The sequence below is a fragment of the Enterococcus sp. AAFC-DPL-5182 genome (assembly GCF_058216605.1).
Genome location: NZ_CM177101.1, coordinates 444,393 through 462,005 on the forward strand (window position 1 = coordinate 444,393; position 17,613 = coordinate 462,005).

The 17,613-nt window shown below is 38.9% G+C and carries 12 protein-coding genes and 1 pseudogene; 10 read left to right on the forward strand and 3 right to left on the reverse strand.

What is annotated here, in order from left to right; translation table 11 throughout:
• Window positions 1-36: 36 nt before the first annotated feature.
• On the reverse strand, window positions 37-2,178 hold the full coding sequence (locus AC4BB7_RS02080; RefSeq protein ID WP_490484265.1) for a GH92 family glycosyl hydrolase: 2,142 nt from the start codon (window positions 2,176-2,178) through the stop codon (window positions 37-39).
• Window positions 2,179-2,181: 3 nt separating this feature from the next.
• Window positions 2,182-3,216, reverse strand: coding sequence for a GntR family transcriptional regulator (locus AC4BB7_RS02085; protein WP_490484266.1), 1,035 nt, complete (start codon window positions 3,214-3,216; stop codon window positions 2,182-2,184).
• 160 nt (window positions 3,217-3,376) lie between these two features.
• Between AC4BB7_RS02085 and AC4BB7_RS02090 the strand changes: the two genes are divergently transcribed.
• From AC4BB7_RS02090 to AC4BB7_RS02110, 5 genes are all read left to right on the forward strand, one after another.
• Window positions 3,377-4,666: a glycoside hydrolase family 125 protein gene (locus tag AC4BB7_RS02090; protein ID WP_490484267.1), complete on the forward strand. Its 1,290-nt coding sequence runs from the start codon at window positions 3,377-3,379 to the stop codon at window positions 4,664-4,666.
• A 24-nt stretch (window positions 4,667-4,690) separates the two neighbouring features.
• Complete coding sequence (locus tag AC4BB7_RS02095; protein WP_490484268.1) at window positions 4,691-7,381, forward strand: alpha-mannosidase; 2,691 nt, start codon at window positions 4,691-4,693, stop codon at window positions 7,379-7,381.
• Window positions 7,382-7,399: 18 nt separating this feature from the next.
• On the forward strand, window positions 7,400-8,269 hold the full coding sequence (locus AC4BB7_RS02100; RefSeq protein ID WP_490484269.1) for an ROK family protein: 870 nt from the start codon (window positions 7,400-7,402) through the stop codon (window positions 8,267-8,269).
• Window positions 8,266-9,564, forward strand: coding sequence for a beta-N-acetylhexosaminidase (locus AC4BB7_RS02105; protein WP_490484270.1), 1,299 nt, complete (start codon window positions 8,266-8,268; stop codon window positions 9,562-9,564). The genes AC4BB7_RS02100 and AC4BB7_RS02105 overlap by 4 nt, the downstream gene beginning before the upstream one ends.
• Before the next feature lie 194 nt (window positions 9,565-9,758).
• A complete protein-coding gene (locus AC4BB7_RS02110) occupies window positions 9,759-12,506 on the forward strand; it encodes an endo-beta-N-acetylglucosaminidase (protein ID WP_490484271.1) in 2,748 nt (915 codons plus the stop codon).
• Window positions 12,507-12,601: 95 nt separating this feature from the next.
• Here the strand turns inward: AC4BB7_RS02110 and add are convergent, their stop codons facing one another.
• The gene (add, locus tag AC4BB7_RS02115; protein ID WP_490484272.1) at window positions 12,602-13,615 is read right to left on the reverse strand and encodes an adenosine deaminase; all 1,014 of its coding nucleotides are present in this window, start codon (window positions 13,613-13,615) and stop codon (window positions 12,602-12,604) included.
• A gap of 92 nt (window positions 13,616-13,707) precedes the next feature.
• On the opposite strand from add, the pseudogene AC4BB7_RS02120 reads away from it, so the two are divergent.
• The 5 genes and pseudogenes from AC4BB7_RS02120 to AC4BB7_RS02140 all read left to right on the forward strand — a co-directional run.
• Window positions 13,708-13,821: pseudogene (locus AC4BB7_RS02120) on the forward strand (AmiS/UreI family transporter); the annotation flags it as partial.
• A gap of 169 nt (window positions 13,822-13,990) precedes the next feature.
• Window positions 13,991-15,019 carry a LacI family DNA-binding transcriptional regulator gene (locus AC4BB7_RS02125; protein WP_490484273.1) on the forward strand — a complete coding sequence of 343 codons (1,029 nt, stop codon included), beginning with the start codon at window positions 13,991-13,993 and terminating at the stop codon, window positions 15,017-15,019.
• Between the two features lie 122 nt (window positions 15,020-15,141).
• Window positions 15,142-16,443, forward strand: coding sequence for a pyrimidine-nucleoside phosphorylase (locus tag AC4BB7_RS02130; RefSeq protein WP_490484274.1), 1,302 nt, complete (start codon window positions 15,142-15,144; stop codon window positions 16,441-16,443).
• Window positions 16,444-16,461: 18 nt separating this feature from the next.
• Window positions 16,462-17,124 carry a deoxyribose-phosphate aldolase gene (gene deoC / locus AC4BB7_RS02135; RefSeq protein WP_490484275.1) on the forward strand — a complete coding sequence of 221 codons (663 nt, stop codon included), beginning with the start codon at window positions 16,462-16,464 and terminating at the stop codon, window positions 17,122-17,124.
• A gap of 24 nt (window positions 17,125-17,148) precedes the next feature.
• The gene (locus tag AC4BB7_RS02140; RefSeq protein ID WP_490484276.1) at window positions 17,149-17,544 is read left to right on the forward strand and encodes a cytidine deaminase; all 396 of its coding nucleotides are present in this window, start codon (window positions 17,149-17,151) and stop codon (window positions 17,542-17,544) included.
• The last annotated feature ends 69 nt before the right edge of the window (window positions 17,545-17,613 follow it).

The window sequence follows — 17,613 nt, forward strand, 5'->3', positions numbered from 1 at the left end:
GCTCTTGTAGTTGCTTTTTTTGTAAATAACACGTTATTAAATGCTAAAAGGAAGTTGATCTTTTTTGTATTGTCTCGGTCTAGGCACGTTGCCCAAAGTAAAGTCGATCGTACCACCATTTATCAAGCTGTCATGAGTGAAAACTAATTCCTCATGCAAAGAATCATTGTAACGAATATGGTCCACAAATTGTTGCTGTTCCTGATTTGGACTACTGGAAATAGTCAATGTTTCACCGCTAGATAAATGAATAATCGCTTTATCAAACAAAGGCATCCCAATCACATATTCGCCTGAACCAGGACAAACAGGATAAAATCCTAATGAACTAAAAATATACCAACTAGCCATGCTTCCATTATCTTCATCGCCTGGGAAACCAGTAGAGCTATCATCAAACTCTTGGATCATTAATTGTTTTAGCAATGGCTGAGCAAACTCCGGTTTTCCAATATAGCTAAATAAATAGGGAAAATGAAAGCTAGGCTGATTAGAAATTGCCAATTGGCCAAACTCTGTGGCGGCCATTTCACTCATTTCGTGAATTTCAAACCCATATCCATCAACATTAAAGACTGGTGCCTGATTGCATAAATCAATCAATGTTTCTTGGAATTTGTCTGACCCACCATATGCTGCAATCAAACCTTTAAAATCATGATACACCGCAAAACTACTTTGCCACGCACTACCTTCAGCGTAATCTTCTCCCCATTGATGACTGTTAAAAGGTTCTTTGAATGTGCCATCTGTTTGTTTAGCCCGCATAAAGCCAGTTTCAGAATCAAAAATAGTTAAATAATTCTTTGCTTGTTTTTCATAATGTTCAGCAATTGTATGTTCTTCCAATGATTTTGCAACTTGGCTGATGCAAAAATCGCTATAGCAATAATCTAAGGTATGGTTTACAGACTCATGATAGTGAGCAGGTACATAGCCATGAGTCAAATAATCGGTGGTTCCTTGTCTGCCGTAATTTGGATTCTCACTTTGAATTGTCGCTCCTTTGATCATAGCTTCTAAAAATTCAGGCATCAAATCAGGACGAATATTTTTTACTGCAGCATCAGCAACCACAGCATCGATCAATGTGCCTGGCATCAAGCCTCGTTCGTCAGGTGAAAGCCATTTAGGCAAATAGCCGCTTTCTCGATAACTATTCAAAAAACCTTCCAGCATTTCTGCATATTTTTCTTGAGCAATCAATGAATAAAGAGGATAAACCGTTTTATAAGTATCCCAAAACCCATTATTTGTATAGAGAAATCCTGGTTTTACTTCTTTAGCCAACGTATCATAATGAATAATTTTGTTGTGAGCATCTTTTTCATAAAATGTTTGTGGAAATAAAAAAGCACGATATAAATTATGATAAAAGGTCGAACGACGCTGTTGGTTCTTATCTTGAATCTCGATTTTATTCAGATAATGAGACCACTGCTTTTCTGAGTTTGCAAGGTAGTCTGCTGGTTGCCAATGTGCTTCACGAGACAAATTCAATTTAGCTTGTTCTAAACTGATAAAAGAAGTACCGAACTGGACTACTTGTTCTCCAATATTTCCAAATGAAAAAGTAATGCACTCATTTTCACCTTTTTGTTCGACAGGTTTTTCAAAAGTTAAAGCTTGGTCAAAATGCAAGGTAAAGTAAAAAGAAAAATGATTATCCTCACAACCTGCGTAGTTTATTATAGAGCCGGAAACGGTATGAGCATCCTCGATAGTAAGGTGATATTTTCCAGGTAACGAAAGTAAAAGTCCGGCATCTGCTTGTGTGTAACTTGCTGTTAAGATACCACCATACATACTAGGAATTAAACGAGTTGTCAGTTGATAGCGCTGTGCTGTCAGTTCTAAATAACTAGGGTTAAAAACGCTTTCATCTGGTCGGTAAGAAGACTGAGCATGAAAGACAGTCGATTCTTTTAGTTTGCCATTAAAAGGCAACATAACCAAATAACTAAAATCCCCCATCCAAGGACTAGGTTGATGGGTCAAGCGAAACCCTTGAAAGACTCGATCACGAGGATTGAACCACCAACTACCGTTATCTCCATTAGTTTGAGGTGCAAAATAGTTCATGCCAAAAGGCACACCCGTATAAGGTAAACAATTACCATTTGAAAAAGAATGTTGATTATCAGTTCCGTGTCTAGTGTCGATGAATGTTGGTTTCATACATTAATTCTCCTTTGTAGAGTGTCGAATAATTTGTTTTACTGGAACTTGCTGATCTGTTGGAATCACTTGTTTTTCGATCCATTCTATCAGCATCGTGCCGGCAAGGTTACCCATCCCTTTAAAATCCTGAGCAATTGTGGTTAAAGATGGATCGATCAATGAGGCAGCTTGGATATTATCGAAACCAATAACGGATAATTGATTTGGTATATCAATATTGGCTCGCTTGGCTTGGTTCATTAAAGAAATCGCTACTAAATCATTTTCACAGACAACACCAGTAATCGCATTTTCTAAAATATAAGCAATAACATCGGAGTGTAGAAAGGCTTGCTTATCTGTTAAAGCGGTATGAAAAGATAAGTGCTGTTCTTTCGTCGCATGAATGTAGCCTAAATAGCGCTGCCGTACAGATTGCGGCAGTGTTTCTTCTCCAAAAATATAAGCAATCCGTTGGTGACCTTGGGTTGCTAAATAAGTTGTCGCCATCGCACCACCTGAAAAGTTGTTCGATTGAACAGTGGGATAAGGCAGATCGTGGATCTTTTTATCTAAGATGATGACTGGAAATTGCTGAATAGACAACTCGAATAACGTATCTAAAAAGTCTTCAGTATTATGTGCATAGTAGATCATTCCGTCAAAATCTTCGATGATATCAGCTGCTTGTTTATTGATCAAAAATTCTGAGGATGACATGATTACTTCGTAGTGATGTTCACTTGTAACAGGAGCTAATCCCTCATTGAAGTTTCCAAGAGAAAGATCATTTACGAAAGGAATCAAAAATAAAATACGTGACACTTTTTTCTTCATAGGTTTACGTTTTTGAACATAGCTGCCTTTTCCTTGGATACGATAAATCAACCCTTGATTTTCGAGCTCTGTTAATGCTCGTTTCGAGGTGATACGGCTGACATTATACGTTTGAGAGAGTTCCTTCTCTGTTGGAAGTTGGGCATTTTCTGGTAATTTTCCAGTTTCGATTGCTTGCAATAAGTCATCGGTGATTTTTTTATATAATGGTTTTGACATAGTTGTTCTCCTAAATGTGAAATGATATATCATTGTTGTTAGTTTAACATAGAAAGAAAAAGAGTTCAATTTAAAAATATTAATAAAAACAGTAGACAAAACGCTTTCATTAGCATATACTTTCGTTGTGAAATGATATATCAACTAATGGGAGGTACGTATGGCTTACAAAAAAATACCAAACTCAGTTCAAGATTTTATGGATAAAATCACTAAGATGTGTGGGGAAGAGCACGCTGGTTGGGCGGGAAACTTCAATGCAGCTTTTGCCAATACCTTGACTACGACAGTCAAAAGACAAGCGGATGGGACTACGTTTTTACTAACAGGAGATATTCCTGCGATGTGGCTGAGAGATTCTACTGCGCAAGTTCGTCCTTATTTAGTTATCGCCAAAGAAGATGAAGAATTAAGAGACATGATTTGCGGTTTGGTCCAACGTCAATTTTTCTATATTACGATGGATCCTTATGCTAATGCATTCAATGAAGAACCGAATGGTGCTGGACATCAGAGCGATCACACGGTAATGAGTCCGTGGATCTGGGAGCGGAAATACGAAATAGATTCACTTTGTTACCCCGTTCAACTCGCTTACTTGCTATTCAAAAATACGAGATGCAAGAAGCAATTCGATGAGAATTTTGTAGCAGGTGTGAAAAAGATTTTGACGGTTTTTAAAACAGAACAAGAGCACCAAAATTCACCATATACATTCGAACGCGATACTACACGTTTAGAGGACACACTTCCAAATGATGGTCGAGGCAGTGAGGTCAGTAAAACAGGGATGACTTGGTCGGGCTTTCGTCCGAGCGATGACGCTTGCCGTTACGGTTATTTAGTGCCATCGAATATGTTTGCTGTAGTTATTTTGGGCTATATCGAAGAGATTTTTACTGAAATATTGTCTGATCCAGAAATAGTAGCGCAAGCATCTTCACTTAGAAAAAAAATTGATTCTGGAATTCACCAATTTGGCAAAACGGACAATCGAGCTGGAGACGCTATCTACGCATACGAAGTAGATGGTCTAGGTAATGCTAGCATTATGGATGATAGCAATATTCCTAATCTGCTTTCTGCACCTTATTTGGGCTATACAACAGTTGATGACGAGACGTATCAAGCAACTAGAAAAACAATTTTAAGTAAGGAAAACCCTTATTTTTATGAGGGGAAATACGCTAAAGGTATCGGTAGTTCTCATACGCCAGAAAATTATATTTGGCCGATCGCGTTGGCGATGGAAGGTATGACGACAAAAAACAAGTCAGAAAAAGAACGAATCTTGAATTCTTTAGTAGCCAACGACGGAGGGACACACTTAATGCATGAAGGATTTGATGTAGACAATCCGAAAAATTATACACGTGAATGGTTCTCTTGGGCTAACATGATGTTTTGTGAGTTGGTGATGGATTATTTTGATATTCGAGTTGAACGATAAAAAGAATGGATGGAGCGTAAAATTATGAAGAAAAAAGTCTATATCATTTCTCATTCTCATTGGGATCGTGAATGGTACATGCCGTATGAACAACACCATATGCGCTTAGTTGAGCTGGTAGATGACGTGTTGGAATTGATTGAGACCGATCCGGCATTCGATAGTTTTCATTTGGATGGTCAGACGATTATTTTAGATGATTATTTACAAGTTAGACCAGAGAAGAAATCCGCCGTTCAAAAAGCAATTACGGATGGCAAACTACGAATCGGTCCATTTTATATCTTGCAAGATGATTTTCTGATCAGCTCTGAGTCAAATGTGCGTAATATGCTGATCGGTAAAAAGGAAAGCGAAAAATGGGGACCGGAAGTCAAGCTAGGTTATTTCCCAGATACGTTTGGTAACATGGGGCAAACACCACAAATGATGAAACAGGCTGATTTAGACGCAGCGGCTTTTGGTCGAGGAGTGAAACCAGTTGGCTTTAACAATGAAGTGTTAGAGGATGAAAATTATACATCACAGTATTCCGAAATGTGGTGGCAAGGGCCAGATGGTAGCACTATTTTAGGATTGCTATTTGCTAATTGGTACAGTAATGGCAATGAAATACCTGCTGAAAAAGAAGCAGCTTTAGCGTTCTGGAATCAAAAGCTAGCTGAAGCTGAAAAATTCGCTTCTACGGATCATTTGTTAATGATGAATGGTGTGGATCATCAACCAGTCCAAAAAGATATTACCAAAGCAATTGCCTTGGCAAATGAGTTGTTCCCTGAATATGAATTTATTCACTCGAATTTTGATGAATACCTAAAGCAGATGCGCCAAGATTTACCCGATAAAGTTGGCACCGTTCAAGGAGAATTAACGAGCCAAGAGACGGATGGCTGGTTTACTTTAGCGAATACGGCGTCAGCAAGAGTTTATTTAAAGCAATGGAATACAACTGTGGAGCGCCAATTGGAAAATGTGACAGAACCATTAGCTGCAATGGCTTATGACCTAACACAAACCTATCCACATGATCAACTGGATTATGCTTGGAAATTATTGCTGCAAAATCATCCACACGATAGTATTTGCGGATGCTCAGTCGACGAAGTACATCGTGAAATGATTCCGAGATTTGAAAAAGCAAATGAAGTCGGGAAGTTTTTGGCTGAAGAAGCGTTGACCCACTTAGTAGAGGCGGTCGATACAACGCAATTCGCCGACACAAGTTATCCGTTTGTTGTCTTTAATACATCGGGATATCAAAAATCAGAAATCACAAAAATAAAAGTAGAAATCGAGAGAAAACCGTTCAAAGAAGGGATTCCTCATGAATTATGGGAAGAGCTTGCTGAAAGTCAAACACCAACATTTGAAGTGATTGATTCTAAAGGGCAAGTAGTACCGTCTTTGATTTCAAATCCAGAAGTTAGTTTTGGGTATGACCTTCCAAAAGACCGTTTCAGAGTGCCGTATATGGCTAAGTATGTGGAAATAGAACTGTCGATAAGTAACATGCCAGCCTTCTCGTGGAACTCTTTTGCATTACAAGAAACAAAAGCGCCAGTAAAGAAAACAGACTCAATGGTCGTAAATGCGGAAAACGGTGTGCTGGAAAATAGTCGCTTGAAGGTAATGATCAATGGAGATGGAACATTAGACGTACTGGATAAAAAATCTGGTAGAAAATACACTGAATTACTGACGATCGAAAATACAGGCGATATCGGAAATGAATATATTTTTAAACAACCAGAAGATACAACTCCACTTTTATCTAGCGGACTTCCAGCAGAAATTTCTGTAGTGAAAGATGAATCTTTCATAGCACAAATCAAGATCATCCAACGCATGATGATTCCCGAATCTGCAGAAGATTTATTAGAACAAGAACAAAAATCAGTTGTTGATTTTCGTTATAGAAAAGCCAAGCGTTCATCGAAACTGAAAGAATTGACGATCGAGACAGTAGTAACGATGGAAAAAGATTCTCCATACCTGAACTTTGAAACAACTGTAAATAACCAAATGAAAGATCATCGCTTGCGGATGCTATTTCCAACAGGGATAAAAGCAGAGACGCATGAAGCTGATAGCATCTATGAAGTAGTTACTAGACCGAATCAAGTTAGCAAAAGTTGGGAGAATCCAACCAATCCTCAACATCAGCATGCATTTGTCAATATTCATGATGAAAAAGCTGGAATAACTGTTTCAAATTTTGGATTGAACGAATATGAGATTTTACCTGAAACCAATACGATTGCGTTAACGCTTCTAAGATCCGTCGGTGAAATGGGTGATTGGGGTTACTTCCCGACACCAGAAGCGCAATGCATAGGACAACATACTTTTAATTATGGTGTTGACTTTCATGGAGAAGCGGCGGAGCGATACGCTAGCTATAAACGAGCATACGCGGCGCAAATACCTTTTAGTGTAAAACAAACAACAAATCATGCAGGGCGATTAAAAGCCGAAGACGTCTACTTAAAGATTGAAGGCACAAATTTTGCAGTAACAGCAATGAAAAACAGTGAAAAGAATCAAGCACTTGTTGTTAGAGGGTTCAATATGAGTGATAAGTCAGATGAAGTTAAAGTAGAAAAAAGCACTGGCGAAAAATCATATTTATTAAACCTACTAGAAGTGAAACAACCTGAAAAAGTAACGGACAACCTAGAAGCTTATGAAATTCGTACGATTGGATTTGACCGATAAGAAAGAGAAGTGATTTTGATGGAATATTATGGATCGATCGAAGCTGGCGGGACTAAATTTGTCTGCGCAGTAGCGGACGAAGATTTACAGATCGTTGAACGAATCAGTTTGCCTACGACATTACCAGAAGAAACATTAAATCAAGTCTTTAAATTTTTTGATAGCTACCAATTAAAGGCGCTCGGGGTAGGTTCGTTTGGACCAATCGATGTTAATCAGAAATCCAGTACGTATGGTTATATTACTTCAACCCCAAAAATAGGTTGGACAAATATGGATCTTTTAGGAGCGCTAAAAGCGCGTTTTGCTATTCCGATTGCTTGGACTACTGACGTAAATGCTGCTGCTTACGGTGAAATTCATTTGGGTGCTGGAAAAGGAACTCAAAGCTGTATCTATCTGACTGTGGGTACGGGAATTGGTGGTGGTGCGGTTGTGAATGGTGCTGTTTTACAAGGGTTTAGTCATCCCGAGATGGGGCATATTACTGTTCAGCGTTATCCAAACGATACATTGGAATGTGTCTGTCCTTATCATGATAATTGCTTGGAAGGCTTGGCTGCTGGACCAGCGTTAGAAAAAAGGACGGGAATCAAAGGGCAACTATTAGAAGTAGCTCATGAAGCGTGGTCAATTGAAGCATTTTATTTAGCACAGGCTTTGATGAATTATACATTAGTTCTTTCGCCAGAAAAAATCATCCTAGGCGGAGGAGTGATGAAGCAAACGCATCTTTTACCTAAAATACGTGAGTCATTAGAACAACAATTAGGTGGTTATGTTTCGTTGCCAGACTTAGAAGAGTATATTGTGGGTTGTGGTTTAGGTGATAATAGCGGTACGATGGGGTGCTTATTGTTGGCGAAGGAACAAAGAGGTTTGATGTGAAGCATGATAGCGTGACTCGTTTATTTAAATTACAAACAATCTATTTTTATATGGATCAGACTTTTGAAACAGAGCAGGAGAAAATAGCGTATTTATACTTGCGATTATTAAACAAAAAAATTAGTTTTATAAAGACGATAGAGAAAGCGGATGTTATCGTGCGTTTTTCATCAGAGGCGAAGAACTCTTTTGTTATTGAAGCAGCTGAACAGATTGTGGTTCAGGCAAGTAGCCAAGTGACTGCTTTTCGTGGTGTCATGTATTTAGCGAAGCAGTTAAGAACAGGAGTTGAAATCACTTCCGGAAAATTCTCAGAGATTGTAAGCGAACGAATCGTTATGATAGATATTGGCAGAAAATATTTTTCCCCTGAAGGATTATACCGGATTTTAGAGGAAATGGCTCTGTATGGCTGTAACTTCCTGCAGCTACATTTTTCTGAAAATAATGGATTTCGAATTGAATCACTACGCTATCCTGAACTTGTTTCAGATGAATGTCTGTCGATCGCGGAGGTAGAAGAACTAATTCGCTATGCAGCCTATCTCTCGATTGAAATTATTCCTGATATTGATACGCCAGGGCATATGGAACATCTATTAAAAGCATATCCTGAATGGCAATTGTCGATACAAGAGGAAGATGGCAGAATCGATAAAATTCCTTCGGCTTTAGATATTACGAATCCGCAAGCAGTGTCATTTGTACTCTCGCTGTACGAAGAGTATCTGCAGTTGTTTTCTGATAGTCGCTATTTCCATATCGGTGGAGATGAGTTTGTTGTTTTTGATCAAATGGAGTGCTATCCTGCGTTGGCAAAGAATGGGGTCGAAGAATTTGAATCCTACATCAACACGGTAGCAGATTTTGTTAGAAATCACGGATTTATTCCTAGAGTTTGGAATGACGCTTTTTTTAGAAAAAATCAAAGTTCTACACTGACAAAAAATGTTGAAATCACCTATTGGACAAGATGGCAAAAAGAAATGGCACCTGTTCACACATTTTTGGATGAAGGATATACCGTCATTAATTTCAATGATAATTATCTTTATTATGTACTTGGTGAGAATGCAGGCTATACTTATCCAACGACAGAAAAAATCAAAGAAAATTGGCATCCCGATTTATTCGCTTCACACCAACTAATTTCCCCAACTAAACGGCAACAGCTCAAAGGCGCCGCTCTAGCAGTTTGGTGTGATAAACCAGAAGCGAAAGAAGAAGAGGAGATCATAATCGAGCTTATGAAATTGATGGAAGGCTATTCTTTTCATTTTTACAGATCCGAGTGATAGGACAGCTGAGATAAAGAGTGTAAAGCTCGATATTTCGGCTGTTATTCCTGATTTACCAAGAAAAAAACCTATACTTTTTGATATAAATGCTATAGTTTATCTATTTATAAAACGGAAAGAAAGCGTTAACATTTTGGGTGGAGAATGAATAATGCTGGGATTTAGGCAACTAACTTAAGGAGGTTCATTCAGTGAAAAGAAAAACGTGGAGAAGTGTATGTTATTGTTCGGCTGTTATGTTTGCTTTTGTAACAGGAGCGAATCTGGCTTTTACGACAACTGTTTATGCAGAGTCAGCTGAATTGGGAAGTAATCAGGAAAGTGGCATTCCAGTGTTTGAGCAAATGCCAGAATCAACAGCGTTGTTTCCAGAGACGTTGTTAAATTGGAGTCCTAAAATTGATCCAGATGCACCGTTTAATGTTTCAAAAGTTCCTTTAGCTGATCGAGTTCAAGGGAAGAAATCAAACGCGAATCAAAGTACAGAAGCAAAAGTACTATCGATCGCAATCGTGAATCGGCATACAAAAGGTACCCCATCACAAGGTGGAACGGATAAAGCAGTCTATAATTTTACAAATTGGCAATATGTAGATACGTTGGTTGCGTGGGCAGGTTCATCGGGTGAAGGAATCATTGTTCCGCCGAGTGGTGATGTAACGGATTCAGCTCATAGAAATGGCGTGCCGGTAGTGGGTACCGTTTTCTTTCCGCCAGAAGCATATGGGGGAAAGAGTGAGTGGGTAGAACAATTCGTTCAAAAGGATCAAAGAGGAAGATTTCCGATGGCGGATAAGTTGTTGGAGATGTCCAAAGCGTATGGTTTTGATGGATGGTTTATTAATCAAGAAACCAATGTTGATGCGCAAACGGCTAGTGGAATGAAAGAGTTTATGAGTTATTTACAAACACGAAAACCAAAGAATCAGCAAATCATTTGGTATGATTCCATGATCCCGAGTGGTGCAGTAGCTTGGCAAGGAGCACTCAATGAAACGAACCAAGGCTATTTTCAAGAAGGGAAAAAACGTGTTTCAGATAAGATGTTTATTGATTTCCGTTGGCAAGGACTTAAATCATCCAACGAAAAAGCAACCCAATTGAAGCGCAGTCCCTACGACCTTTTTGCTGGAATTGATGTACAAGCGAATGGGGTAAATAGCAGACGTAAGCCAAGTAGTATTTTAGGCGAAGATGGAAAACCATTAGTTTCGTTAGGACTGTATTGCCCAGACTGGACATTACGAGATGGTGGACAGTATGATATCAATCAGTATTGGGAAAATGAAAAACTACTATGGATAAATCCGCAAGGAGATCCACGTGCAGTGGAAAGCTCTAACGATGAATGGCAAGGAGTCTCACGTTACTATGTAGAAAAAACGCCTGTTACGAAGTTGCCATTCTTAACGAATTTTAACGTGGGAAATGGAGATGCTTTTTATAAAAATGGCACAAAGGTCAAAGAAGGAACGTTTAATAACCGAAGTATTCAAGACGTAATGCCAACCTATCGTTGGGTCATTGATAATGAAGAGGGCAACCAATTGAAGGCTGCAGTTAGTTATGAGGATGCTTTTAATGGCGGTTCTTCTATCAAGTTGACAGGGCCAATGACAGCAGACAAGAACACCTTTATCAAGCTTTACGCTACCAAAGTGAAAGCTAGTGCTTCAGAAACAGCATCGATTGTAACGAAAGGTGCAGGTGAAACATCTTTAGTCTTGGAATTACAAGGAAAAGAAAAACCATTGATTATTCAAGGAACTAAGCAACCTTTAGAAAATGGTTGGGTACAAACGACTTATTCACTTAAGCCAGCGGTTTGCCAAACGATTACAGCGATTGGATTGAATGTGAAAAACGCTCAAACTGAAACAGCTTCTATCTATTTAGGTCAATTAAGAATGGGGAAAGAAAAATCAACACCGATCAGCGCTGTCAGCAATCTTACATTTTCTGGGAAAACGATTGTGGACGATTTGACAGAAAGTATTCGAATGAACTGGCAGACAAAAGGGAAAAACACTGCATCTTATCGTATTTATCGAGAAGTCGCTGGACAATTACAATTTGAAGGTGAAACAGCGAATACGTCGTATACGCTATTAAATCAAGAGCGAACAGGTGACACGGCTAACTATCAAGTGATCCCAGTCGATCAGTATGGTCGAGAAGACCAAAGAAAAGGAGCGGCGGCAGTTTATACATTTGAAGCGTTGAAAAAACCAGAAATAACGATCAATGCTAGCAGTACATTGTTGTCAGTGGGTGAAACAGTAACATTGTCAGCAGAGGTCTCTAAATCGACGGAAACGGTTAATTGGGAAGTGGTTGGAGCGATACCTCAAAGTGCTTCTGGCAAAGAAGTGACACTTTCTTTTGCTAAATCTGGCATCTATACAGTTAAAGCAGTTGCAGTGAATGCTTCAGGTGAAACAGAGGTTATCAAAGAAAATTATCTCTATGTTTACGATCAAAATGCTGGAATCAAAATAGAAAATTTGGCTACTTTGCCAACAACGAGTGCTACTCAAGGTTCTGGCTACACGAATGAGCGTGAAAGTTATCGTTTTGCACTAGATGGAAATTTACAGACAAAATGGTGTGATAACGGTAGTGAGAAGCCGTGGATGATCGTAGATTTAGGTGCAGAGAAAACCATTTCTGGGTTTGAGCTTTTCCATGCTGGAGCAGGTGGTGAAAGTCCAGAGTGGAATACGAGAGACTATGATATCTCTGTAAGCCATGATGGAAGTAATTGGACAACTGTGGTTCAACATCGAGGAAACGCAGCAGACAATAGCAAAGATGCAATCAGTTTGGTTGAAGCGAGATATGTCAAACTGTCTTTAGAAAAAGCAGAACAAAATGGAAAAACAGCTAGAATTTATGATTGGCAGATTATTGGAGTGGATCAAACGGGCATCATCAAATAGTAAATGTTAAAGTTTAGCATTTACTTGAGATAGAAAAAGTCAAAATGAATGATTCAAGAGTCATTCATTTTGACTTTTTTAGTGGATTTATTGAACTAAAGTTGATAGCTACCTGTTAAGTATTCATGAAGAACTTGTTTTTCACTTTCAGGGATAAAAGCACCATCCACTGCGTTGTGATTTAATTTTTCCATATCTGCATAAGTGATACCGTACCATTCGTGGAGTTTTATATATTCATCTGTTAACGTTGTGTTAGAAACGGTCCGGTTGTCAGTGTTGATACAGACTTTGATGCCAGCATCAATAAATGTTTGGAAAGGGTAATCTTCTAATCTAGTGACGGTCTTCGTTTGAAAGTTACTGGTAGGGCACATCTCGATCAAAATATTTTTATCTCTTAATAAAGAAAAATATTCAGGCGTATCTTTTACAGCAATGCCATGTCCAATTCGTTTGGCGCCTAAATAAATTGCATCAGCAACATTTTTTCCGCAACCACATTCGCCTGCATGAAGGGTTAAAGGGATCGTCAATTGATTGACTAACTCTAGCGTTTCTTCAAAAGTATAAGGCGGAAAATCTGATTCATTTCCAGCGAGATCAAAACCTACGATACCATCTGTTTTGAAATCTTCAGCTAATTGAACAATTTTTTCGATAGCTGCTGTATCTTCATGTCGCATGCCGCATAATAAGGCATTGCTTTTGACGCCGAAACGTTGTTGTCCTTGCTCGAGACCTGCTAATACAGCTTTTATTATCTTAGGTAAGGAAAGGTCTTTTTCCGTATGGAGAGAAGGCGCAAAACGGACTTCGATGTATTGGATATGTTCTTCTGCTGCTTGACTGATGACATCGAATGCAGCGGCTGTTAAGGCTGCTTCGGTTTGTAGGCAAGATAAAACTAAATCAAAACGTTCTAAGTAGTCATTTAAATTTTGGCAATCAACAGGCGCGACTAAGAGTTCTTTTAGCTGCTCGTTATCCGCGGGCAAAGAGATTCCTTGAGGGGTTGCTATTTCCCGTAAGGTTTCTGGGCGTATGGAACCGTCTAAATGGCAATGCAGCTCTATTTTTGGTAGTTTCTTGACTTGCTCTCGTTTCACGATATCATCCTCTCTTTTCTTTTGAAGCGATTGGTCTCGTTGATAAGTATTTTGAAGACTTTAACATGCTGAGTGAGCTCTGTCAATAAGAGATAGAATATGTCCTGAAAAAAGAAATTGGGAGACCTGTTCTTTATTTTGCGATTTTTGAAGGAGTTGTCACTTGTTGGATTCCTGGGCTGTTGATGCTAACGAATAACTGGTGAAAAAAGTGGTCTGTGAAAGTGGAGTAGCAGCTTTTTTTTGCTAAATTTTGTAAAATGTTTGCTTAAGCTATTTTATTCTATCGAATTCTGATAAACTAGGATCATTCGATACGTATTTTGAAAACGTTGACATGGTTGGTAGGTCTTGTCAATAAAGGGAGAATAAAATATGAAATTGACTATTAAAGAAATTGCAGATATGGCAGGTGTATCTGTTACAACAGTGTCTCAAATCATCAATAACAAAGGCAGTCGTTTTAGTGAGAAAACTAGAAACAAAGTGTTAGCTGTAGTGGAGGAATTTGATTACAAGCCAGATTACTTTGCCTCCAATATCATTACTCGTCATTCGAAAACGATTGGAATGGTTGTACCGGATGTGACAGATTTTTTCTTTGCTAAAGTGATTGAAGGTGTTGAAACCTATTTAAATTCATTAGGCTATATGATCTTGTTGTGTAATTCCAAGCATGATGAAGAAAAGGCAACGCAATATGTTACTGAACTGATCCATCGTTCAGTTGATGGAATTATTTTTGCAACGCCGAATATTTTACCAGTGGATCATATCTTGAGAAATAAAAGCAAACGGAAAGTACCAGTGATCTTAGTCGATCGCGGCATCAATCCCCGTGAAAACGGCCGCTTGATCGTGAAAGAATATGAGGGCGCTTACCAAGCAGTTTGTTCCTTGATTGAGCAAGGACACAGACATATTGCAATGCTAAAAGAAAATGACGGTTATTATCAGCTGACAGAAAGAGTAACAGCCTATCAGCATGCGCTAAAAGATCATGGAATTCCAGTGAGAGAAGAATATATGAGCAGTGGTGACTTGAATTTAGGCGGCGGGTACATGGCGGCCAAAAATGTATTGAAAAATCGTCAGATCACAGCTGTTTTTTGTGGAAATGACGAAATGGCGATGGGCGCCTATCAAGCCATTGAAGAATCCGGCAAGAAAATTCCGGATGACATTTCTGTTATCGGGTTTGATGGATTGGAAATTTCAGAATATTTAGTGCCTGGACTAACAACTGTTTATCAGCCTAGTTTTGATATTGGCTTTTATGCCGCACAATTTTTAGTGGAATCGATCAATGATCCTGACAAAAAAATGCCCAATAAAATTTTCGATACAACATTTATTTTAAGAAATAGCACGAAATCGATTGACAATCTGGTCGATTTGATTTAATGTTCGTGTTATAAGCGTTTTCAAATTATGTAAGCGTTAGTAAACTGTTTTACTAAAAGGTTTTAACCTGAATGATTTTAGTGTATAATACATCCTTGGGGATTGATTCGGAGGAAAAAAGCATGAGAATGGTAGATTTGATCGAGAAAAAACGTGATGGACAGGTTTTAACGAAAGAAGAGATCCAATTCATTATTACAGGTTATACAAATGGCGATATTCCGGATTATCAGATGAGTGCCTTTTTGATGACTGTTTTTTACAAAGACATGACAGATGAAGAAATTACGACGCTGACATTAGCCATGGCTAATTCAGGAGAAATGATCGACCTTTCATCGATTCAAGGCATTAAAGTAGATAAGCATTCTACAGGTGGTGTTGGTGATACGACAACCTTGATTTTAGCGCCACTTGTTGCAAGTGTTGGTGCTAGCGTGGCTAAGATGTCTGGTAGAGGGCTTGGCTATACAGGCGGTACACTTGATAAATTAGAGGCTATACCAGGATTTCATGTAGAGATACCAGATGAAGAATTTGTTCGTTTGGTAAATGAGAGTCATGTAGCGGTAATTGGTCAGTCTGGTGATTTAGCGCCAGCGGATAAAAAATTATACGCCTTGCGCGATGTTACGGCAACAGTCAACTCGATCCCGTTGATCGCAAGTTCGATTATGAGTAAAAAAATCGCAGCTGGCGCCGATGCAATCGTGTTGGATGTAACCACTGGTGAAGGTGCTTTTATGAAAAATATCGATGAAGCGCGTCGCTTAGCTGAAACAATGGTTCGGATCGGTCGATTAGCCAATCGTCAAACAATGGCAGTGATTTCAGATATGTCCCAACCTTTAGGTGAAGCGATTGGAAATAGCTTAGAAGTCGTCGAAGCAATCGAAACACTTCAAGGAAAAGGGCCAGAAGATTTAATGGAGATGTGCTACATCTTAGGAAGTCAAATGGTTGTTTTAGCTAAAAAGGCTGATACATTAGACGAAGCACGTGCGATGTTGAAAGAAGCGCTAGAGTCAGGTAAAGCATTGGATAAATTCAGAGAAATGATCCGCAATCAAGGTGGCGATGATAGTATCATCGATCATCCTGAACGCTTATTGACAGCGAAATATCAAATAGAATTACCTGCAAAAACGTCAGGAGTTGTTCAAAAGCTCGTGGCAAACGAAATTGGTATCGCTGCAATGTTACTAGGTGCAGGTCGAGCAACAAAAGAAGACGAAGTCGATCATGCAGTAGGTATCAAGTTACACAAGAAAGTCGGTATGCCAGTGAAATCTGGGGAGTCTCTGTTAACTATTTATTCAAATTCAGAATCAATCGAGAACGTAAAAGAACTTTTATATAAAAATATCGAAATCGGCAGTTCTGGCACTGAACCTGAGCTGATTCATGATATAATAACAGCATAAAGGATGTGTAAAAAAATAATGGAATTAAATCAAATGATTGACCACACTATTTTAAAAGCAGACGCAAAGGAAGAGGATGTTTTACGAATCATTGAAGAAGCAAAAAAATATGAATTCTTCTCAGTTTGTATCAATCCATGTTGGGTTGCTTTAGCAAAAGAACACTTGGCAGGGACATCTGTTGATGTTTGTACAGTAATCGGATTTCCTCTAGGGGCTAATACTTCAGAAGTAAAAGCTTATGAAGCGACGGATGCGATTAATAATGGAGCAACAGAAGTTGATATGGTCATCAATGTCGGTGCGCTTAAATCTAAGCAGTATAAAAAAGTCTTGAAGGATATTCAAGCCGTTGTTGATGCAGCGAAAGGTAAAGCGCTAGTGAAAGTAATCATTGAGACAGCTTTACTAACAGACGAAGAAAAAATCAAAGTTTGTGAGCTTGCTAAAGAAGCAGGTGCGGATTTTGTTAAAACATCGACTGGCTTTTCAACTGGCGGAGCAACTGTAGAAGATGTGAAATTGATGCGTGAAACAGTAGGACCAGATATGGGCGTTAAAGCCTCTGGCGGTATTCACAATGAAGAAGAAGCTAAAGCCATGATCGATGCAGGAGCGACACGTATCGGAACAAGTGCTGGGGTTGCAATTATGGAAGGCTCAACTGGAGCAGGCTATTAATCTAAAGAAGAAAGCGGCGGACAAATGACAGCAAAACAAGAATGGTTAGCTATCGCAGATGATGCGTTATTAAAAGCGTATGTACCGTATTCTCACTTTCCGGTGGGAGCATGCCTAATCACCAAAGAAGGAAAAACCTATCAAGGTGTTAATATTGAAAATGCTTCATATGGATTGACCAATTGTGCAGAACGGACAGCGATTTTTAAAGCTGTTTCTGAAGGCGAACGAGAATTTCAACATTTAGTGATTGCAGGAAATACACCTGAGCCGATCTCTCCGTGCGGTGCATGCCGCCAAGTGATGGCTGAATTTTGCGCGCCTGAAATGCCAGTTACGCTGGTTGGCGAACACGGTGTAACGAAAGAGACGACTGTCGCTGAGTTATTGCCGTATGCATTTACAGAAAAAGATTTATAGAACATTACTTGTTTTAAATCTAAGTATCATTATTATCTTGTTTCATTCAGTCATCCGGCTGTTGAAAAT

Bases quoted from the DNA above. Each gene is read 5' to 3' on its own strand.
- AC4BB7_RS02130 (WP_490484274.1), top strand. From the start codon at position 15,142: ATGAGAATGGTAGATTTGATCGAGAAAAAACGTGATGGACAGGTTTTA.
- AC4BB7_RS02095 (WP_490484268.1), top strand. From the start codon at position 4,691: ATGAAGAAAAAAGTCTATATCATTTCTCATTCTCATTGGGATCGTGAA.
- deoC (WP_490484275.1), top strand. From the start codon at position 16,462: ATGGAATTAAATCAAATGATTGACCACACTATTTTAAAAGCAGACGCA.
- AC4BB7_RS02125 (WP_490484273.1), top strand. From the start codon at position 13,991: ATGAAATTGACTATTAAAGAAATTGCAGATATGGCAGGTGTATCTGTT.
- AC4BB7_RS02080 (WP_490484265.1), bottom strand. From the start codon at position 2,178: ATGAAACCAACATTCATCGACACTAGACACGGAACTGATAATCAACAT.
- AC4BB7_RS02140 (WP_490484276.1), top strand. From the start codon at position 17,149: ATGACAGCAAAACAAGAATGGTTAGCTATCGCAGATGATGCGTTATTA.
- AC4BB7_RS02100 (WP_490484269.1), top strand. From the start codon at position 7,400: ATGGAATATTATGGATCGATCGAAGCTGGCGGGACTAAATTTGTCTGC.
- AC4BB7_RS02085 (WP_490484266.1), bottom strand. From the start codon at position 3,216: ATGTCAAAACCATTATATAAAAAAATCACCGATGACTTATTGCAAGCA.
- AC4BB7_RS02090 (WP_490484267.1), top strand. From the start codon at position 3,377: ATGGCTTACAAAAAAATACCAAACTCAGTTCAAGATTTTATGGATAAA.